This is a genomic window from Mesorhizobium sp. M6A.T.Cr.TU.014.01.1.1 (assembly GCF_004022765.1).
In the GTDB taxonomy this organism is placed as follows: Bacteria; Pseudomonadota; Alphaproteobacteria; order Rhizobiales; family Rhizobiaceae; genus Mesorhizobium; species Mesorhizobium mediterraneum.
In genome coordinates this window covers 185762-207621 of the sequence record NZ_RZPG01000008.1, presented here as the reverse complement: position 1 = coordinate 207621, position 21860 = coordinate 185762, and the positions used below count along the sequence as shown (strand labels likewise).

Genomic DNA, 21860 nt, shown 5'->3' with positions numbered 1-21860 from the left:
CTCATAGCCTCTTTTCGACCAGCACCTCGACGCGGCGGTTCAAGGCCCGTCCCGCGCGCGTGCTGTCGTCGGCCACTGGATCGGTAGCTGCACGTCCTTCGAAGCGAATGCGGTCCTGCGGCACACCGTTCTGGACCAGCATCTCGGTAATGGTTGCTGCGCGCGCTTCCGACAGCCGCTGGTTGGTGGAAAGCGGATTGGACCGTTGCAAAGGAATACTGTCGGTATGGCCGACCACGGTGATGTTTCCGATCAGTTCTTGATTGGCCAAGATCACTTTGGCGATCGAACCAATCAGCGGCTCGAAGCCTTCCGTCAGTTTCGGCCGCGACGACTGGAACAGTTCGGGGTTGGAGGCCTGAATGATCAGCCTGGCCAGCGAAACGCTCTCGGTGCCGCTTAGCGCGGCCCTGAGATTCGCCGGCGCTCCGGCCTGAAACTCCGGCACCAGCGCGAAATCCACGGCCTCCGGCGGCGGCGCTTCGACCTGAGGCGATGTGCGGCTGATATCGCCGCGCGTGGGTGGCGGCAGAGCACGAACGAGCGTGGAAAGCTCGACTGCCTGACTGCTCAGTCCCATCGACAGCCCGAGATAGATTGCCGTGGCGACAACCGCCGCACCGAGCGCCATCACCCAGATCGGAACGATGAAGCGCTGCGGCTCGTCGGATGCGATCACGCCTTTCCAGTTCGGCGACAGTGGCGCGCCGTCGGCGTCGGCATCGCGCAGGAAGCGCGCCGCAGCAACGCGAACGGCATTGAGCGAGCGGTCGCCCGACCGGCCGGGCACACGATATTTGCCGCGGAAGCCGAGCGCCAGGCAATGATATTGCAATTCCAGCAGTTCACGATCCCGGTTCGGGTGGCGCTCCAGTTCGTCGAGACGCGTGAAGAACTGCGTGCCGGCATCGACATCGCCTCGAAGCATCACCACAAGCGGCTGGCGCGGCCATGCGCTGGCACCGCCCCATGGCGTGTTCAAGGCCAGATCATCGAGCAACGCCGCCACCACCCAGGCTGCCTGGTCGGCGCGCTCCAGCGAGGATCCCGCCGACATTGCCGCGTCGCGTGCCCGAACCAGCTCTTCGAGCAACCGGGTGCGCATCGCCTCCGGGTTTTCCGGGGGCAGCGCGCTTTCAAGCTCCGGCGCGAACTCGAGCAAGGGCGCGAATGCGTTGACAAGGGTGTTCGGATGCGTACGCGACCGTTTCATTGGCGCGCCCGACAGGAGTGGCGTCATCGGTCGCGGCATCGGCGCGCCGGTCAGCCGTATGCGAGTGCGTTCGCGATCCTCCGACAGTCCGAAAGGATCATCCCGGCTCATGATCTCACCTGTTTACCGAATAGCAGTCCACCTGCGGCTCGCTCGGCAGCACACCCGACACGCCAATAACGAAGCCGGGGGCATCGAGCAGCGAGGCCCAGTGCTCGCTTTTCTGATCCAGCTCAAGGCACAGCCGATCGCCATCGTAGGGGATTTCGCGAGGCTGGGAATGAAGCGGTTTCAGTGGAATGCCAGGTAGACGTGATTTCCATAGGCCCTCGAACTGATCGGCCGAACCGACAGTCGCCTGGTTGACGAAAATCTTTCGCAAGGCATCTTCCGACAGTTCGGAGCCGACCCGGATGACGATCCGGCTGGCCACCAGCAGCTTCGGGTTGTCGATACGGATTTTCCAGACGTTGGTCGAATGCCGCATAACGGGCAGTGCGCGTGATTTAGGCTCGATGTAACGCAGGCTCAGGATGAGCGAGCGCAAGGCGTCGGCCAGCGCCGAATATGCGGGGCCGGGCGCCATGTGATCGTAGGCGGGCAACTCGCTCAGCCGTCGCGCGCTCGAGCCATAGGTCGCCATCGAACCGGCAAGACCGGCAAGCTCCAGGTAAAGCTCGGCCGGATGGAAAACATCCTGCGCCAGCATGTGCGCCAATCGCGGACGCGCCGCATTGGCGAGATTGAGCATCAACAGGTCTTCGACGCTGCGCCCTGGCCCGCCCATGACCATTTTGCCATGCGCCTCGGCGATTTGGTCGAGGCCGGTGACAACTTCCAAAAGCAACTGCCGGTACCAGGCCACCGCTCCGGTAACCAGTGTCGGCGGCAGGAACGTCTCATCCAGGGAGACGCCACCGTCGGCTCGAACCCCTTTGATGTCGGCTATGGGCAGGGCGGTGTAGCCACCGACCGATTTTCCCGGTGCAAGCAGCAGCGCCTGCGGACGGGCGATTTCGATTTCTTCAGGATCTGAACCGCCTTGGACGGCGTCGCGGACCGAAACGATGCGCCCATGATAGCGTGCTCCAGTGGATGCGGCGTGTGCCGGATCGAAGCCGACACCGCCAGCAGGCTCGAGCGGCAGCGCGACCAGCACCGGTCCGGCGCCAGTGTCGGCGGTGACCGGCAGCGGTCGTGGCGCGTCCATCATGTCTGGGATGGAGAAGGGGGTACCATCCGGAAAGATACCCTTGGCCGACAGGATGGAGACCTGGCCGGCATCGAGCATTGCCTGGTCCAGTGTCAGCTGTTGAAAGCCGAACGTATGGAGCTGCCCGGCCTGCAACGCGCCGCGCACGGTCGCTTCGAAAAAGCGATCCTGCTGCTGAAAATGCTGGGTCCGAAGAAACAGGCCTTCAGACCACAGCACCCTGTTTGCATCGCTCATGCCGCTACTTCCTGCATTGAGCACCCCTTCCTTGGCCGCTAGGCGGAAATGCCGCCACTGCCAAGCGTGACGTTGACGGTAACTGTTGATCCCGGCGACACCGACTTGGTTGTGCGCCAGCTCCGGCCGCCGGGCTCGCGAACGAGGGCAACGAAGCCCAGCGCAGCCGCGTCCGGCTCTACGGTGATGGTTTTGGATGCGGTCTTTCCCGGCCCGACGGAGATCTGGTCGGATCCAATGAGATCGCCTGCGAGTGCGGAGCCGGCATCCCCCTGCAGCGCGAAATAATCGGCCGAGTTGAATTTACCGGTGCTGCGCAGCCGCATCACGAGGACCGTCACGGGCCGGTCGCCGCCACCTGGTCCCGGGTTCATGCCGGCCGCGCCGGTCAGGTTGACGGTGACCGCGGATGGTTTTGGCGGACCGCTCTGACAAGCCGCAAGCAGCCCGGTTGCGCCCAGGGCAACGATAAATTCGCGTCGATCGATCATTTTTCACTCCTCCTCATATGCATCCCGAAAATCAGCGCCGATTTCGCCGAGGAAGCTCGATTCCGCACTCTGGGCGATTTCACGATGGCGTTTCTGGTATAGCTCCCACAGCTTGGCGCTGCGCCCGCCAGAAAGCAGGGTGCCGATCGCTGAACTTGATTTCAACTCTTCCTCGATCGCTGCCGGGTCAAAACGGTCAATCATCCGCCGCAAGGCCGACTGCACGCCTCGCCAGGCGCGCACGTGATGTTGCGCGAGATCGCGGACCGCATCCGCGATTGCCGCTTCGCCGGCCAGAAATCCGGGGCTGCGCTCCGCTATGATGGTCACGATGGCGTCGTCGACCGTCGGCAGAAACTTGAGCGGATTGACTTCAGAGGCTCCCACCACCGTCTGGGCGACGCGAGCGTTTCCCTTTTCCTCGGCCCGCTTGCGCAGCAGCTGCATCAGGCCTTCCATCATGAGCCGATACTCGCGACCGAACTTCTCCATTTCCGCGACGCTGTCGCGTCCGGGAAAATCGGCTTCCTCAATGCCCATGCCGCGCAAGAACGCGGTGCGAAGGGCCGTATTCGCCTGTTGTGCCGCTGCCAGGGAGGGGGCGGGTTTGGGAGCAACGCCAGCACGTGGCGGAGAAGGGATATCTGCCGCCTGGCCAGGCAAATCCCAGGGATCGGCCGATTGCGGTCTTCCGGCGAGATGTTTGCGTTGACCGGTCGAGCTGGCGCCGTTTCTCAAATCGGGCGACGCGGCCGGCCCGAAACCGAAATCGTCATCAAATTCGGATGACCTTTTTGAAGCGGCCTCGGTTGCGCCGGACGGCACCGAATCGAGGCTGAATGGGTCTGCGGGGCCTGGCGCACCACTTGGTTCAGAATAGACGGCGCCATTCGGCGCGGGCGTTGATACCGGGTCGAGGCTGAACGGGTCGTCGAAGGCCTGCGAACTGCGCTGGTTGGCGCGCTCAAACGCTCCTGGAATCGGCTGCTCGAACGGGTTCGGCAGATCGGCGGGACGCGGTCGTCGCGGCTCTTCTTCGACCGTGGCTGAAAAGAAATCATCGCGGCCGATGCTTACCGGCGCTCGTGATGCTGGCGGCGACCGTTCCGGGACCGATTGGCTGGTTGCTGGTGCTTGAGCGACCGGCGTCTGCAGATCGACGCATACGATGTAATCGCCCAGTCTCAGCCGCATGCCGTTTTGAAGACGGACCGACGTGCCAGCGCCGAGCGGACTGTCAGAGTCGTTTATGAACAACCCGCTGCTTGATGTGTCGGTGACGAAATATCCATCCCGCCCGCCGGTGATCTTGCAATGGGCGCGTGAAACGAACATGTCGGGATCGTCGATCTGCCAGCCTGCGTCCGCGCTGCGGCCGATCACCAGCTCACCCTCGTCCAGTCGGGTCTGCCGTACCGCCTGGGTCCGTGGTCCTTGCTCCAGAGTCAGCAGCAGACTCATGCCGCGACCCCCGCCATTTCCGGCCGCCATCCGACAATTGTCCGCAGCCGCATATCGTCAGCATCGCCCCTTTCAGCAGGCCGCACAAGCCAGGTGGTTCGGCCGAGCTGTACCGCTCCGATGCGGGGCTGCGGCACGGCTTCACGCGCGAGCACGATCCGCAGATCGACGTCGAGCGATTCCCCAACCATGTCGCGAACGGCCTGTTTGAACATTTTCAGACGTTGACCGCCCGGCAGGAACGTTTTGAACTCCTCATACCCGAGCGGGCCGACGCGGAGTTCGATCCTGCTTTGGCGGCTGAAAACGCGCGGGCCGATCGTCGCCCCGCGACCCAGCACTGCATAAGCTTGTGCAAGGCGGGTCTGGAGCGATGCTGGGATGGTCATCCAGGTGGCAACGAACTCCTTGATCTGCACCGGCACCTTGAACGCTTCCGCCAGGAACAGCGTCAGCCGCTCCGGGCCGTCGACCTGGCCGGCGAGCGATGCTGCCTGGCGAAGCTTCACGGCGTCGAGATCGGGATTGTGGGTGCCGGGCAGTCCGATTCCCGCCATGGCTTCAAGCATGGCCCTTACCCGGCCGCCGACCGCACGTTCGACCTGTACCGCCGGATGCGCATCCGCCCAGGCCCGATAGTACAGGGCGATCATGCGGTGCTGGAGAATATTGACGAAGTCCACGAACGTCGTGTCGCTGGTCTGCCGTGCGTCAGCGCCGGTGAACCAGCGCTGCGACAGACGATCGAGTACCCAGCGTGTCAAATGAAGCGGCATGGGGCCTTCCGGTCCCATCAGCCCGAGATTCGCGATCGTGACCCGGGCCGGCGTCTTGTCCTTCGCTTCGCGGAATTCAACCACGTCCTTGGCGGAAAAGCTCAGACGCACGTGCTGCCCGAGCCTTGCCGGCTCGCGATCCGCGTGGCCGGAATAGCCGAACAGCCCACCCCTGCGTTCGAGCCGGCGCAAAAGCTCGAAAAAGTCGAACGTATCAGACAGCCCCTCGACCCGGTTCAGGTCGAGTTCGCCTAGATCAGGTGGCGATTGCCGGGCGTCATCGGCCATGGCACATCCTCCTGCTTCTGCAGCAGCCGCGTGCGGGTCCGCACAAAGCCGTTTATTCCTGCGTGGCGGGCAAACAGCCGCGCGAGCAAGGCTGAAAGCAGCAATGTGCTTTGCCCTGCCAGGACCGACTGGTCCACATGCAATGTCACTTCCGTGCCCCTTCCGAAGCACATCGGCCCATCGATCTGCAGCCGTTCGATGACGGACCGCGAGTCTATACGAACGATCGAGTGCACATTGCGTGCGAGGCTCGGATCTCCCCGGTCGGCATAAAGATCGAGCAGCGCATGCAGCGGATCGACACCACGACCTTCCTTGGCAAGGCTGAGAAAGTTGAGCGCCAGCTGCGCCACGAGCCGCCAGGCGAGATTGTCGGCTCGGGATTCGCCTTCGGCGCCCGCGGGCAGGGCGGCCGGGATAGCCGGCTGGGGCGGACGCAGCGCACCGAGAAGCCGGACCGTTTCGACCGGATCGCCTGTCTCCAGCGTCAAGGTAGGGTTGTCGTCGAGGATCGGCAGATCGCGGTTGGTGCAAAGCGCCATGATGTCGACACGCTTCAGCGGTCGGTTCGCCGGGCTTCCGACCGGCCGTGAAATCGATAGAAAAACGTCGTCTCCAGTGTATGAGGTGCGGGTCAACCCGTCGCGCCGTTCATCTTCGGTGGCCCGGCGAGGGCGCCGTTCGGTGGAAAAGACCCAGCCATTGTTGCGATTTTGCCCCAGGCTGAAGAGCTCCGGAATTTCGGCGTCGGTGCCCTCGGAATCGGCGTCCTCGACGCGGGTCACCCGATAGATTTCGAAGTCCCGCGCCCGCGTGCGGTCGGCATGCAGCACTTGCCGCGTTCTGCGGGGATCAAGCTCGATGACGTTGCAGTCACGCTCGAAGAGGTTGATGATCGGCGTCGCAAAAAGTTCGAAATCCGCCGGCGTCACATCGGCAAGTTCGGGTGCTGGACGCCGGAACATGAAGATGATTTCGATCCCGGCGTCGCATCTGCGCACGACCGGTTGCAGTCCTGAAACCCGCACGTAGTGAAAGCGCTCGGGCATCATGAAATATTCACGCAGCAGACGGTACCCTTCGAATGTCGGCCGGGTACGAGGCATCAACGCCTCGTCGTCGCTGATGCCGACCATTTCGGGTGCCGGCAACGGCGATAGGGGGTTGGCCTTGCCTTCGGCTCGTGCACCAACGGCCGAGCAGACGCCGAAAATTGCGTCAAACAGCAATGGCGCTTTGGTGCGCCCAGCAAAATAGAAATCGAGCCGGTCAAGCGCCAGTTCGTCGAGCTTGCCTTTTCCGGCCCGACCAAGCGTGATACGCAGCGCCGCCTCGCCGCCTACGCCGCCGATCGGTGTTATGCCGGCCGCTGCCAACCCGCTGCGATCCTGGAAATAACTAACCGACTTGATGGTTATCGGCCACAGCGTCATTTCCTGCGCTGTGGTGAAGGTGCAGCGCGTCGACAGGCCGGGTTGCAGACCGGACACCAGCCGCGTGTTCCGCCTGACGACATGGCCGGCAACCATCGACTGGACCTGCTGTCCGGGTTTCAGCACTGCCATCGCCGTTGCCGGCGCCGGCGTAACCAGATCGGGATAAAGGACATCCAGGACGCTGCGTGAAAACCTCGAGCGCTCGGCATCGACTTTCAACCGGGTGCGCGCAGCGAGAAAGGCGACGCCGTCAAGCAGCCGCTCCACATACGGATCCGGGCAGGGGACCGTATCGAGCGAGAGATTGCGCGCCACCGCCGGATGCATGTCGGCAAATTCTGCCGCGAGTCCGCGAATATGGGACAGTTCCCCCTCGTAATATTCTACGAAGACGCGATCCATCTCAGCTTTCCCTAAATTCGGTCCGGGCCAAGCCGTTATCGAGATTGATTGTGGTGCGCAGGCGCATGCGTTCCGGCGTCGGCGTCATGATCAGCACAGCGTCTATCTCGATCTTCAGGCCCACACTTTTGTCACCAAGGGTCACCGTTACCTTTGTTGCGCTTTCCTTGAGACGTGGCTCGAACGTGGCAAGGATGGAACGGATCTCGCGCGCCAGGGTTTCGCGATCAAAGTCGCGGGACGAACGGCCCGAGAAGGAGGGCACGCCGTAATTGACCACACTTCGACGCACTTCCGGAAAATCGGCAAGCGACGGCGGATTGTCCGCGGACTGTTCGTTTTCAAGATCTGAAAGAAGCGGAACGGCTTCGAAGCGCTCGGTATTGAAGAGAGCTTCGATGTCACGTCGCACGGCCTCCCTGAGGACGCGGGCCGATACGACCACGCCGCGGCTTTCGATCTCCGCGCGGTGTTGGGTTTGAAAGATCAGGCGGTGCAGACGCCGCTTCTGATCGGATGTGAGCTCGGCGTCGGCGTCGATGATCCGCGTGGTACTTGCGATGAGGATGTCCAGCCGGTCCGCGCCAAGCTCGTCGAGCAAGACCTGGCGCAGCCCGTCTATTTCCGAGGCCACGCCCGGCAGGTCATTGACGAGGCGGTCCCAAAGAGAGGGCTGGACCGCTTCGCGTTTCGCTCGCGAACTGCCGGTAACCTGCAGCTTGTCCGCGCCGGGCCGCCGAGCCTCACTTGCCGACATAGACATCCATTTCGATTTCGTCATCCTTGTCATAGACGAACTTGATCTTCTTGTAGGCGAAGCTGACCTCCTCCTGGATCAGGTCTTCCTCGTCCTCGGCCTGCGTCATGTCGTACTCCATGATCGAGGCGTCAGTCAGGGTAACGACTAGGTAGTCGCTGGTTTCCCCATCGATGGTCCGGCGTGCGGAGAACACAACTTCGTCCAGCGCCTTGTTGTCGAATAGCGCCTTCTTCAGATAGGGCGACGACTTGTCATAGTGCTTGGTGAACTTGATCATGCCGAGGGACACACGACCGCGGCGTGAGAGCGAATTCGGATCGTATGGCGCGACAATCTTGTAATCGACCCCATGGACTTCGATTTCATCTTCGTGGCCGTCTCGAACGCTTGGCCCTTTGATGTCCGGAACCTTTAGAAAGCCGTCGATTTTCACTGATGTTGGCATTGTCTTTCTCCAGCGCTTTCAAACAAAACAGATGATGTTGCTGCAAATTAAGACTTTACGGACGGTAGTTCCGACACCAGCCGGAGCGACGCGTTGATGCCCTCCAGTTGGTAATGCGGGCGCAGATAGAAGCGAGCATTGTAGTAGCCCGGCCGCCCCTCCACGCTGTCCACCTGGACCTCAGCGGCAGCGAGCGGGCGCTTGGCGCGCGCCTTGTCGTCGGCAAAGGCCGGGTTGGCCAGCACGTATCGGTTGATCCACTCGGTCAACCAGATCTGCATGTCCGACCGCTCCTTGAACGACCCTATCTTGTCGCGCGCAATGGCCTTGAGGTAATGCGCAAAGCGCGAAACCGGGAACAGATAGGGCAGGTTGGCGCTTAGCCGCTCGTTTGACTGTGCGTCTGGATCGACCAGCCGCCCGGCACGTGTCTCGTCGTCCTGCAACGAATGCGCGCCGATGAACGCCGCGAGATCCGTATTTTTCCGGTGCAGGATGGGCATCAGGCCGAGCTTGGCGAGCTCCGCCTCGCGCCGGTCGTCGATGGCGACCTCCGTCGGGCATTTCATCGCGATCGATCCGTCATCGGTCGGGAAGCTGTGCACCGGCAGGTTGAGCACCGTGCCGCCGTTCTCGACGCCGCGGATCTGCGTGCCCCAGCCGTAGAGCTTATGGCTGCGGTTGATGTTGACGCCCATCGGGAAGGCGGCATTCATCCAGACATATTTGTTGTGATCGCCCTCCACCTCCTCCTCGAAGGTGAAGCCCTTCACCGGAACGGTGTCGGTGCCGTAGGGCAGCCGGGCCAGCACGCGCGGCATGGTGAGGCCGATATAGCGCGCGTCCTCGCTCTCGCGCAGCGATTGCCACGAGGCATAGGCCGGGTTCGATACGATCATCTGCAGGTCCTGCGGGTTCGGCAGTTCCTGCCAGCTGTCCATGCGGAACAGGCGCGGCGAAGCGGCGGCAATGAACGGCGTATGCGCGGAGGCGCAGACACCCGACATATTGCGCAGCAGGCCGACGTCGCGCGGATGGTTCGAGAATTCGTAGGCGCCGACCAGGCAGCCGATCGGCTCGCCGCCCAGCATCGAATACTCGTCCGTATAGACCTTCTTGAAGATCGGGCTTTGATCCCACATCTGGCCTTCATAGTCTTCAAGCGTGTCGGCGAGCTGCTCCTTGGAAATGTTCATCACCCGGATCTTCAGCTTCTGATCCGTTTCGGTGTTGTTGACGAGATACCAGAGGCCGCGCCACGTACCTTCCATTTCGCGCACTTCCGGCGCGTGCAGGATCTCGTTGACCTGCGTCGTCAGCATCTTGTCGATACCTGCGATCAGCGACTTGATCGACTTGATCGCGTTGGACGAGATGGTCGTGGTGTCGGAACGGGACTGCGCCGCCAGCGCGAGATTGCGGACGAGTTGCTGCAGCTTCTCGCTGTCGTCCTTCTTGACCTTGAAATCCTTCTCGAGGAGCCCGCTGAATTCTCCGAGGTCGATGGCTTCCGCCTCGGCGGTGACGGCTGCGGTCTTTTGCTGTTCGGCCATGACTTACTCCTCAACCTTATCGTCGTCGGATAATGCCTGGTTGGCGATCTTGCCGAGCAGCGGCTCGTTGTTCAGAAGTTGCGCGATGCGCTTTTCGGCGTCGACACGGCCATCCATGAAGCCAAGCAGTTCCTCGAGCTGACGACGCATCTTGAGGATTTCGGCCAATTGCGGAACCTGCTCGGCAATCTTGTCCGGGGCGAAATCGCCCATCTTGGTGAAGGTGAGATCAAGGGCAAGTTCCTCGTCGCGCTCGGCACCCTCGGCCTGAGGCAGCGTATTCTTCACGCGGGCTTTGACGCGCGGTCCGAGCGCCTCCATGAAACGGGGAAAGCGGTTCGCGTCGGTCTCGACAAAGGAGCGATCCAGTACCGACTTCATCGCTTCCCTGGTCTGTGAAGCGCCGGAAAGGTCGGCCATCACGCCCATGACGAACGGCAATTCGATCGTCGTCGGGCTGCCGTAGGTTTCCACGTCATAGGCGATCTGCACGCGCGGTGCGCGATTCCGTTCGATGACCTTCGCTTTACTTTCGGCTGCCATGGCTCGTTACCTTTCATCCTTCTGGGCCGTCTTCTTGGCATCGGGAACGCCGGCAAGAAGCCGAAATTCCTTCAGCCCCGACGGGGCGAGATCTTCCATCAGTTCAACAAAATCCATATGCACCATGCGGCGCACGCGGCGGGCGAGGTGCGGGATCGGGCTCGACGGTTCGGTGCGGTCGTAGAAGGCGACGACGAGGTCGAGGCATTTGACGACGTCGTCGCGCGAGGAAATCCGATCAGGGAGCCCGGTGCTCGGTTCCGCGTAACTTGTCGTGCCTGCCATAGCCTCGGCTGCATGACCGTTTCGGGCAGGCATTTCTGGATCGGCAGTCGTGGGGGCGGGGTTCGCCGCGCCGTTCGTCGCAGCCTCGATTACCGAATTCCGTTCGAGGGTCGACAGCAAACGCTGCAGAAACCGTTTCAATTCCGGGACAGCGGTGCCGCCGCCCTCTAGACGAACGTTGAGAGCCGTCTCGACCGCATCAAGAGCCGAGATCGCCGCTTGGGCATCGGCGATGAGCGCCATCATCTCCGCATTGGCCTGATCGGCCTGCGCCTTGCATCCACTATGCACCCGGTTCAGAAGTTGACCGTGGGCGCTGACCAGCGCTGCCTTTTCGGCTGCATTCAATCCTGAAGCCGCTTCCAGAAGCATGACACGTTCGTCGAGCGCGCCTTGTTCCAGATCGCGCCCGCTGATCGCTCCGATCGTGCGCGGTGCGAAGAACGTCAGTTGCCGCAAATTGGCTAACAGCCCGTCTTGGCCATTCTGGAGGTCGAGCAGGGCGTTGATACGACGCAAGGCGGCGTCGCGTGGTGCAGCATTGGGCCGCAGGGCCGGATGCAAGGTCTCCCAATGCTGATCGAAGGTCCGCGCAATAAGGGTCAGACCATGCGCGAGCCCGGCGAGCCCCTGCTCATTGGCCAGCGCACGTGTGACAATGACAAGCAGGCGCAGATCCCGGCCGTGTGCACGCAACTCCTCCGCCTTGTCGAGGACGGCAGGCCAGTCGACCGGAATAGTGCTTTGCGACGAGGGCTTGTTATGCCCGTCATGGATGACCTTGACCTGGGGTTCCGTGAGACGTTCCAGCTCATGAAAGGCTGGATCGTTGCGCAAATCCTCCCCTGACGGATTTTCACCGTCCAGCGGATTCAGCCAGAGTGCGAGATCAATCACACCAACCCCCAGCGAGCGGCTCTTTCGGCCGTGCGTGCCCACGTTATCACACTGCGACACTTTACCACAATTTAGTTGCTGCTCAATCATAATGGGAGCTCGCAAGCCGGGTCCTGAGCTCGAAATCGGTGGCGCAGTTATCGAACCGTTTATCTGGATGCATCGCAAAGAAGTGGGCATTCCAGGGCTGTTTGTAGCCGATGGCGTGGGCTGTTGCTGGGACGGAAGAAGTCCACTGAATCGAACACCCACTCGCCCCGTCGATAACGCGCTTTGTCAAGTTGCTGCTTATGTGGCAGGTTATTGACTGGCAGATCGCAGGAGCAAGTTCGATGGAACAGCGCCGGTCGTCGCAGAGCTTCAAACGCAAGGAACTGGTCGGCAAGCTAAACCACGTCTGTTTGCGCGCCTTCAAGGCTGCGGCCGACACCGCCAAACTGCGCGGCAATCCTTACGTCGAGCTCGTTCATTTCGTCGAGCAACTGGTGCTTTCCGAGCGCTCCGATGTGCAACTGATACTGGCAGACGCAGGGGTGGATGCGAGCCGGGTCACGGCCGATATGACCCGCGCCGTCGACAAGCTGCCTTATGGCGCCACTTCAATCGAGGAATTTTCCGATCATATCTTTCACGCCATCCAGGAAGCCTGGAGCCTGGCGGGGCTGGAATTCAGCGTCGAGGAAGTCCGCAGTGCGCATATTCTGCTCGCCTGCCTGAAGACGCCGGCGCTGGAGGGCCTGCTGTCAAAGATCAGCGGCGAATTCGACAAGATCGATGCGCAGGCCATCATCGCGCGGTTCGCAGATGTCGTGGAGGGTTCACTCGAAGCCGGCGCCTCGACTGCGGTTCCCGCCGCCGACACACCGCGGCGGGCTCCGGGCGGAGATTCGGCGCTGGCGAAGTATGCGACCGACCTGACCCAGCGCGCCCGCGACGGCAAGATCGATCCGGTCGTCGGGCGCGATCCCGAGATTAGGCAGATCGTCGATATCCTGATGCGACGCCGGCAAAACAACCCGATCCTGACCGGCGAGGCCGGGGTCGGCAAGACCGCGGTCGTCGAGGGCTTTGCCTTGCGCCTCGCCGAGGGCGACGTGCCGCCGACGCTGCAGGGCGTCAGCGTGCGCATGCTCGATGTCGGCCTGATGCAGGCGGGCGCGAGCGTAAAGGGTGAATTCGAAAAAAGGCTGAAGGCGGTCATTGATGAGGTTCAATCCTCCGAAACGCCAGTCATCCTCTTCATTGACGAAGCTCACACCTTGATCGGCGCCGGCGGCGCGGCTGGAACCGGTGACGCGGCCAATCTGCTGAAACCGGCGCTGGCGCGCGGTGAGCTTCGCACGATCGCCGCAACGACCTGGGCCGAATACAAGCAGCACATCGAGAAAGATCCTGCGCTGACTCGCCGTTTCCAGGTGGTCAAGATAGATGAGCCGTCGGAAGCGGTGGCTGTTCTCATGTTGCGTGGTGTGGCCGGTGTCCTCGAGCAGCACCACAAGGTGCAGATACTCGATGAGGCGATCGAGGCGGCGGTCAGCCTGTCCCACCGCTACATCCCGGCGCGGCAACTGCCCGACAAGGCCGTGAGCCTTCTCGACACCGCCTGCGCCCGTGTCGCCATTTCGCAGCATGCCACCCCTGCCGAGGTCGAGGACATTCTGCGCCGCCGCCAAGCGCTGGAAGTCGAGCGCGCCATCATCGGCCGCGAAGCAGCGATCGGCATCGGCGTGACCGACCGGAAGGCTCGGGTCGAGGCGGGGCTCGCCGAGACCGAACTCACGCTTACTGCCGCGCAGGAACGCTGGGATCGGGAAAAGGCGCTGGTTGGCGAGATACTGGAATTGCGCGCCAGGCTGCGCGGCGAGGGTGTGCCGCTCGATGCGGTGGAGACTCCGCAGGCGGTCGCCAAACCCGCAGGCGCCGATGTGCCCGAGATCGAAACGCATGAAACCGATGCGGATGCAACCGCCACTGCCGATCCTCCTCCACTCGATCCGGCTGCGGATCTCGCTCGGCTGCGGGAACTGATGGCCGAACTGGCCGAAGCGCAGGGCGAGACGCCGCTGATCCTGCCGTCAGTCGACCGCAACGCCGTGGCCGCCGTGGTACAGGACTGGACCGGCATTCCCACTGGCCGGATGCTGTCGAGCCAGACCGAAAAAGCGCTGCGGCTCGCTGCCACTCTGTCCGAACGGGTAGTCGGTCAGGATCACGCCATGGAAATGATTGCCAAGCGCGTGCAGACCAGCCGGGCCGGGCTCGGCGCGCCCGAAAAACCAGTGGGCGTCTTTCTGCTCTGCGGTCCCTCCGGGGTAGGCAAGACCGAAACCGCGCTGGCCTTGGCCGAGACGCTCTACGGTGGCGAGCAGAACCTCATTTCGATCAATATGTCCGAGTTCCAGGAGGCGCATACGGTTTCTACCTTGAAGGGCGCGCCACCCGGATATGTCGGCTACGGCAAGGGCGGCATCCTGACCGAGGCGGTCCGGCGCAAGCCCTATTCGGTGATCCTGCTCGACGAGGTCGAAAAGGCGCATCCGGACGTGCACGAGATTTTCTTCCAGGTTTTCGACAAGGGGATGATGGACGACAGCGAGGGCCGACGGATCGATTTCAAAAACACACTGATCCTGCTTACTTCGAATGTCGGCTCCGAAGTCATCATGGACCGGACCAAAAGCGGCACCGTACGGGCGGGGCTCGACGATCTGGACACAGCGTTACGCTCCCCGCTGTTGAAGGTTTTCCCCGCGGCTTTCCTTGGCCGGGTGGTAACCATCCCCTACTACCCGCTCTCGGACACGATGATCGAAGCGATCACCCGCCATCAGTTCGCCAAGATCGCCCGCCGGCTGCGTTCAAGCAACGATGCCGAGTTGGTGATAGGTGACGGTGTCATGGATCTCGTCAAGGCCCGCTGCACCGAGATCGAATCCGGCGGGCGAATGATTGACGCCATTTTGGCAAACACGCTTCTGCCGGAATTGAGCCGCGGGGTGCTGAACCGGTCGCTCGAGGGCGAAAAGATGACGAAGGTGACTGTCGGAGCCTCCGAAGGAGGTTTCACCTATTCCTTCGAATAGCTCAGGAGCAATTCTGTCGCTCTAGCCCCAGCGTTTCGGTCGGAGAAACAGCTTTGTTACCGGCCACCCCGGGAACAAATCGTCAGCCTATCAATTGACGCAGAGAAGCTGCTTGGAGCAGATGAATGGGCATTTTTTCCGATCTCGACAAAAAGCTGACGGACAATCTTTACGCGCACGGTAACGATCTCATCGATCCTGCTGCGGATCTTCCCGAGAAGATCGAGGAGCGGGTCGAACTCTTGATGCCGTTCGTTCAGCCCGAGGCTCGTGAGTTGGTCCGGTCGCAAATCCTTGGCCTCATTCACGAGTACAGGAATGAGGATCCAGCGCCCTCGAACTAGGCGAGGATCGCGTTAATTGCGAACCTAGCAGGTCCTGTTCGGAATGGAGTACCGTCGTCATCCGTCTTGGTCTATTGCATGGGGCGCAGGCTGTGTTCCGTCGCTGGTCCGGCCGGTCTGGTCGACCCATAGCCAAACGATGAAGAGTACCGCCACTACGATCACGCCCAAGGCGATAAGACGAGGCATGGGCATTTTCCTTTCCGTACCGAGCAGCCGGTCAAGATTTCGGCTTGCCGTTAGCTCCGGGAATTGGCGTCGCCCGTGCAGGATCGGAGCCGGCTCCAACGGTCGGGTCGGGAACGACCGGACCACGTTCTGCTTCGGAACCCTCTGCCTCGATCTCTTGCACGGCCTGATCCCAATGCTCGCGCTCCCGCCCTTGCGGCCGGCCTTCACGCTCCCAGATTTCATGGGCTCGCCGCCTGATACGCTCTTCCCTGTCCACGATAGACCTCCTGGTGCTGTCCTAATCCCGCTATCGATGGTTTGTTCCGCGCTCTCGGACAGTAGAATGAACAATATGCCTCCAGCACCCGAGATCGGAATCCCATGAGAGTCCTTGTTGTTGGCGCCACCGGCCTGATCGGCGCTTCGGTCTGCGCCCGCATCGTTTCCGAAGGACATGAGGTGGTCGGCGTCGTCCGTACCCCTCGGGCAAATGAGGCCCGCAATTGCCAGACATTGGTGCTGGACGTGGCGACCGCGCTCCGCCCTGAAGATTGGTTGCCGCATCTGGCCGGCATCGATGCCATCGTGAACTGTGCCGGCGTTTTGCAGGACAGCCCTCGCGAAAAAACGGGGCAAGTTCATCGCGATGCGGCGGCGGCTCTTTTTCTCGCCTGCGCGCGGGCCGGCGTTGCCAAGGTGATCCACTTCTCGGCAATGGGTGTGGATCGGGCACAGCCGTCGTCATTCTCGGCGACGAAATATGCCGGCGATCAGGCCCTGATGGCACTTGATCTGGACTGGATAATCCTTCGCCCTTCCGTGGTGCTTGGCCAGCCTGTGTTTGGGGCCAGTGCGTTGTTTCGCGGTCTGGCCTCGCTGCCGGTTCTGCCGTCAATGCCCGATACCGGCCGGCTACAGGTCGTGCAGCTCGAGGATGTGGTCTCGACGGTCCTCTTCTTTCTCAATCCCAGCAGTCGGTCTCGTATGGCGCTGGAACTTGCAGGTCCCCAACAGCTGACCATGGACGAGATTGTCGGCACTTTCCGCCGCTGGCTCGGCTGGGCTCCTGCAGCCAGATTTGTCTTGCCGGGATGGGTTGCGCGGCTTCTATACCGCCTCGGCGATCTTGCCGCGATGCTCGGCTGGCGACCTCCAATGCGCACCAATGCCGCCAGGGAGATCACACGAGGGGCGCTCGGAGATCCCTCGGACTGGATTTCCTTGACCGGCATACAGCCACAGAGCTTGGCGCAATTCCTCGCGCTCAATCCGGCAACAGTGCAGGAAAAATGGTTTGCCGGGCTTTATTTTACCAAGCCTGCGATCTTTGTCGTCCTGCCCTTCTTCTGGATCATGACGGGGATTGTGTCGCTGACCACTGGCTTCGGCAACGGCATCAGCCTCATGCAAAGCACAGGGGCTGGTATGTTGTCGGTGCCAACCGTGGTCGCCGGCGCTCTCGCCGACATCGTCGTCGGCGCACTCATAGCCTGGCGGCCAACGGCGCGAAAAGGCATCTACGCTGGTATTGCGCTCTCGCTGTTCTATCTGATCGTGGGCACTTTCCTGCGCCCGGACCTGTGGAACGAACCGCTTGGGCCATTCCTGAAGGTCTTGCCGATCATCGTCCTTCATTTTGTTGCCCTGGCGATCCTGGAGGAGCGCTGATGCTCTATTTCGTGCTGAAGTACCTGCATGTCATCGGAGCCAGCGTGCTGCTTGGCACCGGCGCCGGCATCGCCTTCTTCATGCTTCTCGCCCACAGGACCGGCAACACCGCAACAATAGCGGCAGTGGCGCGCATTGTGGTGATCGCCGATTTTCTCTTCACGGCGACCGCCGTCGTGGCGCAGCCGATCACCGGCGTCGCGCTCGCCTGGCTGGCGGGTTACTCGCTCTCCGAAGGCTGGATCGTGCTTTCCATCGCGCTCTACATCCTCACCGGTGTGTTCTGGCTGCCGGTGGTATGGATGCAGATGGAGATGGGCAATCTGGCGTCCGAAGCCGCCAAAGCAGGGGACCCGCTGCCGGCCCGGTATATCAGGCTTTTCTGGCTGTGGTTCGCCTTTGGCTTTCCCGCCTTTGCTGCCGTTCTCGGGATTTTCTGGCTGATGATCGCGCGACCGACGATCGAGTGGTAACGCCTTGCCGCGGCACATGTCGCGCAGCTTTCGATTTTCGGCGCTGGAACTTCTTTCCCATGAGTCCGTTCGGCGCGGATGGATCAATCCGTGCGAAAACGCCGACATTCAGCCTCATCCGTGACTGACGCGGATGTTCTCATCGTTGGCGGCGGACCTGCCGGACTGGCGGCCGCGATCTATCTCGGCAGGTTCCGCCATCGGGTCGTCGTGGTGGACGCGAATGAGGCGCGCGCCATGCTGATTGCGGAAAGCCGCAACTGTCCGGGATTTCCGGAAGGCATCAGCGGCGCCGATCTTCTGCACCGGCTTCGTGCGCAGGCCGACAAATACGGAGCGACACTGGTGCAGGGTCAGGTGTCGTCGATCGAGCCGACCGTAGGCGGGTTTGGCGCCGAGACAAACACAGGGCGGATCGTCGCCCGCAAGATATTCCTGGCGACGGGTATCGTCGACCTTGTGCCTGCAATTCCGGGTCTGCGCGAGGCCATCGCCGGAGGCAGCGTACGCCTATGCCCGGTTTGCGACGGCTACGAGGTGATCGATCACCGGATCGCTGTCATCGGAGAGGAGGCGAAGGCACTGCGAGAGGCCATGTTCCTCAAGCAGTATACGCAGCACGTCACAATGCTCGCTCGCTACCTTCCCGATTTTTCCGTCAGCACACGGCGCGTGGCGATGGAAGAACACATTGCCATTTGCGATGCGTTCGAAAGGTTTGTTCCTGCCGACAGCGGCTACGACGCCCTCCTCGAGGATGGCGAGGTGCGCCATTTTGACGTCATCTATCCGGCGATGGGATGCCAAGTGCGTTCCGAACTCGCGCTGGCAATGGGCGTCAAATGCTGCGACGACGGCTACGTCGTCGTCGACAAGCATCAGCGGACCTCGGTCGAGGGGGTGTATGCCATCGGCGACCTCGTCAAGGCCCTGAACCAGATCGCAGTGGCTTTCGGCCAGGCTGCGATAGCCGCGACCGATGCTCACAATGATTTTGCCCTCGGGTACGAATAAAGGGGCACAGATGTATGGTAGGCGGATTATAGGTCGAACGGGATGGCGCCAGCTAGTGTCATGTTGCTGGGTTCCCTAGCCCTTCCACCAGCGTGCTCAATGCCGCATCCAAGGGGGCCGATCCCACCTTCTCGGGCACCAGGAGCCCATCGATCGCAAGCATGGTCTTGCCGTGGATGAGCCCCCAGCCGGCTGCCGCCTGACCTTCTATAGGCCGCTTGCGAATGCTCCCCGCGGCCTGGCCGCGTCGGAGGATTTCGAGGAGAATATCGAATACCGCCAGCGCCCGCTCATTGAGATGCATTCCCACCGCTTTCCCCTCGTCCGCGCTAAACATCAGGCGGTAGAGAGCGGGGTTGTCCGTTCCGAACGCGACGTAGGCACGAGCTATCGGAGCAATTTCGTCGCGCAGGGTTTTGGCCGCCTTTGGCGTCGCAGCCGCTAGGGACGCGCGCAACCGGTCGAACCCAATCATGGCGATCTCCGCAAGCAGCGCCGCCTTATCGGGGAAGTGCTTGTAGGGTGCCGCGTGGCTTACGCCAGCCCGGCGGGCGACTTCCCGCAGCGTGAACTGCCAGCCTTTCTCCTCCCGAAGCATATCCAACGCCGTCTCGATAACCGCACGACGGAGATCACCGTGGTGATAGGGGCGGTTGGGTGCATCCTGCATGGTACCTCAAAGTTTCTTGTGAATACATTGTTGACAGTGGCTACTTAAGGGGCTATGTCGAGGGCGTAAGTTTCTCCTGTCTACATCGGAGTGGACCATGAACGCAATCGCAAAAATTGCCGACGCTGATCGGCTGGGCAGTCTCCTCGCGGCCCAGCGCGCTGCCTTCCTGCATGACGGAGCGCCTTCGCTGGCGCAGCGACGCGCTGATCTGGCCAAGTTCAGGGCCTCGATAATCGGGCACCGCAAAGCGATCGAAGATGCCATCAATACCGATTTCGGGCATCGCTCGAGGCACGAAACGGCGATCATGGAGGTTGCAGCGGTCGCCGAGGGCACGAAGTATCTGATCCGCAATCTCCGCAAATTCATGGCGCCGACCCGCCGCCACGTTGCTCTGCACATGCGGATCGGCAACGCCCGCATCGAATATCAGCCGCTTGGCGTCGTCGGCGTGATGTCGCCGTGGAACTATCCGGTGAACCTCGCGCTGATGCCGGTCGTAACGGCCATCGCCGCCGGAAACCGCGTGATGCTGAAACCTTCGGAGTTTACACCGGTCACCAATTCGCTGCTCGCGAAGATGCTGGCCGAGGTCTTCCCCGAGGACCAGTTCGCGATCGTGACCGGCGATGCGGCCGCGGGGGCGGCATTCTCTGCCTTGCCGTTCGACCATCTCGTCTTCACGGGCAGCACCGCGGTGGGGCGGTCGGTGATGAAGGCCGCTAGCGAGAACCTTGTACCGGTCACCCTTGAACTGGGCGGCAAATCACCGGTCATCGTCGCCAAAGGTCACTCCCTTGACCAGGCGGCGGCGTCCATTGCTTTCGGTAAGCTGCTCAACGCCGGTCAAACGTGCATCGCCCCCGATTACGCACTCGTCCACGAAAACGACGTCGACTCGTTTGTCGGGGCGTATGATCGGAAAGTGGCGTCCTTCTATGCGGACGGGCCGAGGAGTGAACACTATACTTCCATCATCAACGAGCGGCATTATGCCCGGCTCCAGGGCCTGATCGACGATGCCCGTTCCAAAGGAGCGCGGATCATCGAGGTCGGCAATCGGCCCGGTGAGGCGTCTATGCGCGCCAACACGCTGCCGCCAACCGTCGTCCTCGGCGTCACAGAAGACATGCGCATCGCTCATGAGGAGATCTTCGGCCCGATCCTGCCGATTTTTCCCTACCGCGAGGTTGAAGAAGCGATCGCCTATGTGAACGCCCGGCCCCGGCCGCTCGCGCTCTACTACTTCGGCGCCGATGACGAAGACCGACGCAAGGTGCTGAGCCGAACGATCTCCGGCAACGTCACTATCAACGGGACGATCATGCACATCGCCCAGGATGACTTGCCCTTCGGCGGCGTCGGGGCCAGCGGCATGGGCGCTTACCACGGCGTCGAGGGTTTCCGTACCCTCAGCCATGCCAAGGGGATCTATGAGCAGGGTCGCTGGAACCTCTCCAACCTGCTCCACGCCCCGTTCAGACAGCCGATCGATACCATCCTCAACGTGATGCTCCGGTGATCGGCATGCCGTCATCAAATCCAGCTCAGGAGCATCAGCACATGACCACTGACACGTCGTTGCCGCTACGCGGCTCCTGCGAATGCGGCGCCTGCTCGTTCGAGGTGCATACTGCGCCAAAGGGCAGATTCCGGTGCCACTGTCTGATCTGCCAGGCGTTCAACGGCAAACCGTTCGCGGATGTGGTCGCCGTTCGTGGCAAGGATGTCGTGCTGAAAAACGCCGGCAACATCTCATTCAAGAAATACCGCCCGCCGCCGAACTTCAATCGCGGGGTCTGCCGGACCTGCGGCAAGCCGGTTGTGGAGGTTGCCGGCTTCGGGCCGTTCAAAGTGATGTTCATCCCGGCCAGCAATTTCGAGCCCGAGGCCCGGCTGCCGCCGGTTCGGATCGACATATTCTATCATCGTCGCGTGCTGGACATGCCCGATAGCGTGCCCAAATACAGCGGCTATCTCGCCAGCGAGTTGGCGGTCGGGAAAATGATTATGAGTGGCGTGTGAAGCGCCGAGTCGATTTATTTGAGTGCCATCCATGTGATGGCCTCGGCGCTGTTCGAGGGCCGATAAGCTCTGGAAACGTGCCTCGTTAGCGCAGCATGGCCGCTATCACAAAGACCGCGGCCGCTACGAGAACGACTGCGGCAATCACCAACAGTGGCCAGCTCCTGCGAGGCTGAAGATCAGGCTCGCTTTCTACCGGCCGCATTGCGTCGGCGAAGCTGGCTTCATTCGTGAACTCTGGCTGTCGACGAGAACGAGCCTCGGCGACAGGATTTGGCACATCTGCCGCTTCGGCGTCGGTCTCTTCAGGTGCGGCGGCAGGGTCGAACCCCGGGGTTTTATCCTGCGTCGCCCCGGCCTGGATATCGCCTCTCGCCTTAGCAGGCGTCTGATCTGGTTGTGCGGCCAT

Annotated in this window: 21 protein-coding genes; 7 read left to right on the top strand and 14 right to left on the bottom strand. The window is 61.8% G+C overall.

What is annotated here, in order from left to right; translation table 11 throughout:
- Position 1: 1 nt before the first annotated feature.
- The 11 genes from icmH to tssA are packed head-to-tail and all read right to left on the bottom strand — an operon-like array spanning position 2 to position 12000.
- Positions 2 to 1324: a type IVB secretion system protein IcmH/DotU gene (icmH, locus tag EN885_RS11710; RefSeq protein WP_128242034.1), complete on the bottom strand. Its 1323-nt coding sequence runs from the start codon at positions 1322 to 1324 to the stop codon at positions 2 to 4.
- 4 nt (positions 1325 to 1328) lie between these two features.
- Entirely contained in the window at positions 1329 to 2663 is a 1335-nt protein-coding gene (gene tssK / locus EN885_RS11705; RefSeq protein WP_127288973.1) for a type VI secretion system baseplate subunit TssK, read from the bottom strand.
- A 38-nt stretch (positions 2664 to 2701) separates the two neighbouring features.
- Positions 2702 to 3154 (bottom strand): type VI secretion system lipoprotein TssJ, encoded by a 453-nt coding sequence (tssJ, locus tag EN885_RS11700; RefSeq protein WP_127288975.1) that lies wholly within the window; start codon positions 3152 to 3154, stop codon positions 2702 to 2704.
- Positions 3155 to 3157: 3 nt separating this feature from the next.
- On the bottom strand, positions 3158 to 4615 hold the full coding sequence (tagH, locus tag EN885_RS11695) for a type VI secretion system-associated FHA domain protein TagH (protein ID WP_127288977.1): 1458 nt from the start codon (positions 4613 to 4615) through the stop codon (positions 3158 to 3160).
- Complete coding sequence (tssG, locus tag EN885_RS11690) at positions 4612 to 5679, bottom strand: type VI secretion system baseplate subunit TssG (RefSeq protein WP_095486428.1); 1068 nt, start codon at positions 5677 to 5679, stop codon at positions 4612 to 4614. The genes tagH and tssG overlap by 4 nt, the downstream gene beginning before the upstream one ends.
- Positions 5643 to 7517, bottom strand: a complete 1875-nt coding sequence (gene tssF / locus EN885_RS11685; RefSeq protein ID WP_128242033.1) for a type VI secretion system baseplate subunit TssF — start codon at positions 7515 to 7517, stop codon at positions 5643 to 5645. The genes tssG and tssF overlap by 37 nt, the downstream gene beginning before the upstream one ends.
- A 1-nt stretch (position 7518) precedes the next feature.
- Positions 7519 to 8274: a type VI secretion system baseplate subunit TssE gene (tssE, locus tag EN885_RS11680; RefSeq protein ID WP_095486430.1), complete on the bottom strand. Its 756-nt coding sequence runs from the start codon at positions 8272 to 8274 to the stop codon at positions 7519 to 7521.
- Positions 8261 to 8722 (bottom strand): Hcp family type VI secretion system effector, encoded by a 462-nt coding sequence (locus EN885_RS11675; protein WP_095486431.1) that lies wholly within the window; start codon positions 8720 to 8722, stop codon positions 8261 to 8263. Before EN885_RS11675 ends, tssE begins: the two co-directional genes overlap by 14 nt.
- A gap of 47 nt (positions 8723 to 8769) precedes the next feature.
- Positions 8770 to 10275 (bottom strand): type VI secretion system contractile sheath large subunit, encoded by a 1506-nt coding sequence (tssC, locus tag EN885_RS11670; protein WP_095486432.1) that lies wholly within the window; start codon positions 10273 to 10275, stop codon positions 8770 to 8772.
- A 3-nt stretch (positions 10276 to 10278) separates the two neighbouring features.
- Positions 10279 to 10818: a type VI secretion system contractile sheath small subunit gene (gene tssB, locus EN885_RS11665; protein WP_095486433.1), complete on the bottom strand. Its 540-nt coding sequence runs from the start codon at positions 10816 to 10818 to the stop codon at positions 10279 to 10281.
- 6 nt (positions 10819 to 10824) lie between these two features.
- The gene (gene tssA / locus EN885_RS11660; protein ID WP_095486614.1) at positions 10825 to 12000 is read right to left on the bottom strand and encodes a type VI secretion system protein TssA; all 1176 of its coding nucleotides are present in this window, start codon (positions 11998 to 12000) and stop codon (positions 10825 to 10827) included.
- A 332-nt stretch (positions 12001 to 12332) separates the two neighbouring features.
- Here tssA and tssH point away from each other — a divergent pair, with 332 nt between their 5' ends.
- Positions 12333 to 15083 (top strand): type VI secretion system ATPase TssH, encoded by a 2751-nt coding sequence (tssH, locus tag EN885_RS11655; protein WP_095486615.1) that lies wholly within the window; start codon positions 12333 to 12335, stop codon positions 15081 to 15083.
- A gap of 125 nt (positions 15084 to 15208) precedes the next feature.
- The gene (locus tag EN885_RS11650) at positions 15209 to 15427 is read left to right on the top strand and encodes a hypothetical protein (RefSeq protein ID WP_095486434.1); all 219 of its coding nucleotides are present in this window, start codon (positions 15209 to 15211) and stop codon (positions 15425 to 15427) included.
- A gap of 220 nt (positions 15428 to 15647) precedes the next feature.
- On the opposite strand, the gene EN885_RS11645 is transcribed toward EN885_RS11650, so the two are convergent.
- Positions 15648 to 15875 carry a DUF2934 domain-containing protein gene (locus EN885_RS11645; protein ID WP_245329926.1) on the bottom strand — a complete coding sequence of 76 codons (228 nt, stop codon included), beginning with the start codon at positions 15873 to 15875 and terminating at the stop codon, positions 15648 to 15650.
- A 104-nt stretch (positions 15876 to 15979) separates the two neighbouring features.
- Between EN885_RS11645 and EN885_RS11640 the strand changes: the two genes are divergently transcribed.
- The 3 genes from EN885_RS11640 (at position 15980) to EN885_RS11630 (ending at position 18753) form a co-directional block, all read left to right on the top strand.
- The gene (locus EN885_RS11640) at positions 15980 to 17266 is read left to right on the top strand and encodes an SDR family oxidoreductase (RefSeq protein ID WP_095486436.1); all 1287 of its coding nucleotides are present in this window, start codon (positions 15980 to 15982) and stop codon (positions 17264 to 17266) included.
- Positions 17266 to 17739 (top strand): DUF2269 family protein, encoded by a 474-nt coding sequence (locus EN885_RS11635; RefSeq protein ID WP_095486437.1) that lies wholly within the window; start codon positions 17266 to 17268, stop codon positions 17737 to 17739. The genes EN885_RS11640 and EN885_RS11635 overlap by 1 nt, the downstream gene beginning before the upstream one ends.
- Positions 17740 to 17859: 120 nt before the next feature.
- Positions 17860 to 18753, top strand: a complete 894-nt coding sequence (locus tag EN885_RS11630; protein WP_245329927.1) for an NAD(P)/FAD-dependent oxidoreductase — start codon at positions 17860 to 17862, stop codon at positions 18751 to 18753.
- A gap of 58 nt (positions 18754 to 18811) precedes the next feature.
- On the opposite strand, the gene EN885_RS11625 is transcribed toward EN885_RS11630, so the two are convergent.
- Positions 18812 to 19423, bottom strand: a complete 612-nt coding sequence (locus EN885_RS11625) for a TetR/AcrR family transcriptional regulator (RefSeq protein WP_128335180.1) — start codon at positions 19421 to 19423, stop codon at positions 18812 to 18814.
- A gap of 97 nt (positions 19424 to 19520) precedes the next feature.
- On the opposite strand from EN885_RS11625, the gene EN885_RS11620 reads away from it, so the two are divergent.
- Complete coding sequence (locus tag EN885_RS11620; protein WP_095486440.1) at positions 19521 to 20948, top strand: coniferyl aldehyde dehydrogenase; 1428 nt, start codon at positions 19521 to 19523, stop codon at positions 20946 to 20948.
- A gap of 5 nt (positions 20949 to 20953) precedes the next feature.
- The gene (locus tag EN885_RS11615) at positions 20954 to 21451 is read left to right on the top strand and encodes a GFA family protein (protein WP_245458251.1); all 498 of its coding nucleotides are present in this window, start codon (positions 20954 to 20956) and stop codon (positions 21449 to 21451) included.
- 85 nt (positions 21452 to 21536) lie between these two features.
- Here EN885_RS11615 and EN885_RS11610 read toward each other — a convergent pair whose 3' ends face one another.
- A complete protein-coding gene (locus tag EN885_RS11610; RefSeq protein WP_128242032.1) occupies positions 21537 to 21860 on the bottom strand; it encodes a hypothetical protein in 324 nt (107 codons plus the stop codon).

Coding starts and splice junctions, on each gene's coding strand:
- EN885_RS11625 (WP_128335180.1), bottom strand. CDS start 19,423: ATGCAGGATGCACCCAACCGCCCCTATCACCACGGTGATCTCCGTCGT.
- EN885_RS11675 (WP_095486431.1), bottom strand. CDS start 8,722: ATGCCAACATCAGTGAAAATCGACGGCTTTCTAAAGGTTCCGGACATC.
- EN885_RS11635 (WP_095486437.1), top strand. CDS start 17,266: ATGCTCTATTTCGTGCTGAAGTACCTGCATGTCATCGGAGCCAGCGTG.
- EN885_RS11615 (WP_245458251.1), top strand. CDS start 20,954: ATGCCGTCATCAAATCCAGCTCAGGAGCATCAGCACATGACCACTGAC.
- tssE (WP_095486430.1), bottom strand. CDS start 8,274: ATGTCGGCAAGTGAGGCTCGGCGGCCCGGCGCGGACAAGCTGCAGGTT.
- EN885_RS11620 (WP_095486440.1), top strand. CDS start 19,521: ATGAACGCAATCGCAAAAATTGCCGACGCTGATCGGCTGGGCAGTCTC.
- tssG (WP_095486428.1), bottom strand. CDS start 5,679: ATGGCCGATGACGCCCGGCAATCGCCACCTGATCTAGGCGAACTCGAC.
- tagH (WP_127288977.1), bottom strand. CDS start 4,615: ATGAGTCTGCTGCTGACTCTGGAGCAAGGACCACGGACCCAGGCGGTA.
- tssH (WP_095486615.1), top strand. CDS start 12,333: ATGGAACAGCGCCGGTCGTCGCAGAGCTTCAAACGCAAGGAACTGGTC.
- EN885_RS11610 (WP_128242032.1), bottom strand. CDS start 21,860: ATGGCCGCACAACCAGATCAGACGCCTGCTAAGGCGAGAGGCGATATC.
- EN885_RS11650 (WP_095486434.1), top strand. CDS start 15,209: ATGGGCATTTTTTCCGATCTCGACAAAAAGCTGACGGACAATCTTTAC.
- tssB (WP_095486433.1), bottom strand. CDS start 10,818: ATGGCAGCCGAAAGTAAAGCGAAGGTCATCGAACGGAATCGCGCACCG.
- tssC (WP_095486432.1), bottom strand. CDS start 10,275: ATGGCCGAACAGCAAAAGACCGCAGCCGTCACCGCCGAGGCGGAAGCC.
- tssF (WP_128242033.1), bottom strand. CDS start 7,517: ATGGATCGCGTCTTCGTAGAATATTACGAGGGGGAACTGTCCCATATT.
- icmH (WP_128242034.1), bottom strand. CDS start 1,324: ATGAGCCGGGATGATCCTTTCGGACTGTCGGAGGATCGCGAACGCACT.
- tssK (WP_127288973.1), bottom strand. CDS start 2,663: ATGAGCGATGCAAACAGGGTGCTGTGGTCTGAAGGCCTGTTTCTTCGG.
- tssJ (WP_127288975.1), bottom strand. CDS start 3,154: ATGATCGATCGACGCGAATTTATCGTTGCCCTGGGCGCAACCGGGCTG.
- EN885_RS11640 (WP_095486436.1), top strand. CDS start 15,980: ATGAGAGTCCTTGTTGTTGGCGCCACCGGCCTGATCGGCGCTTCGGTC.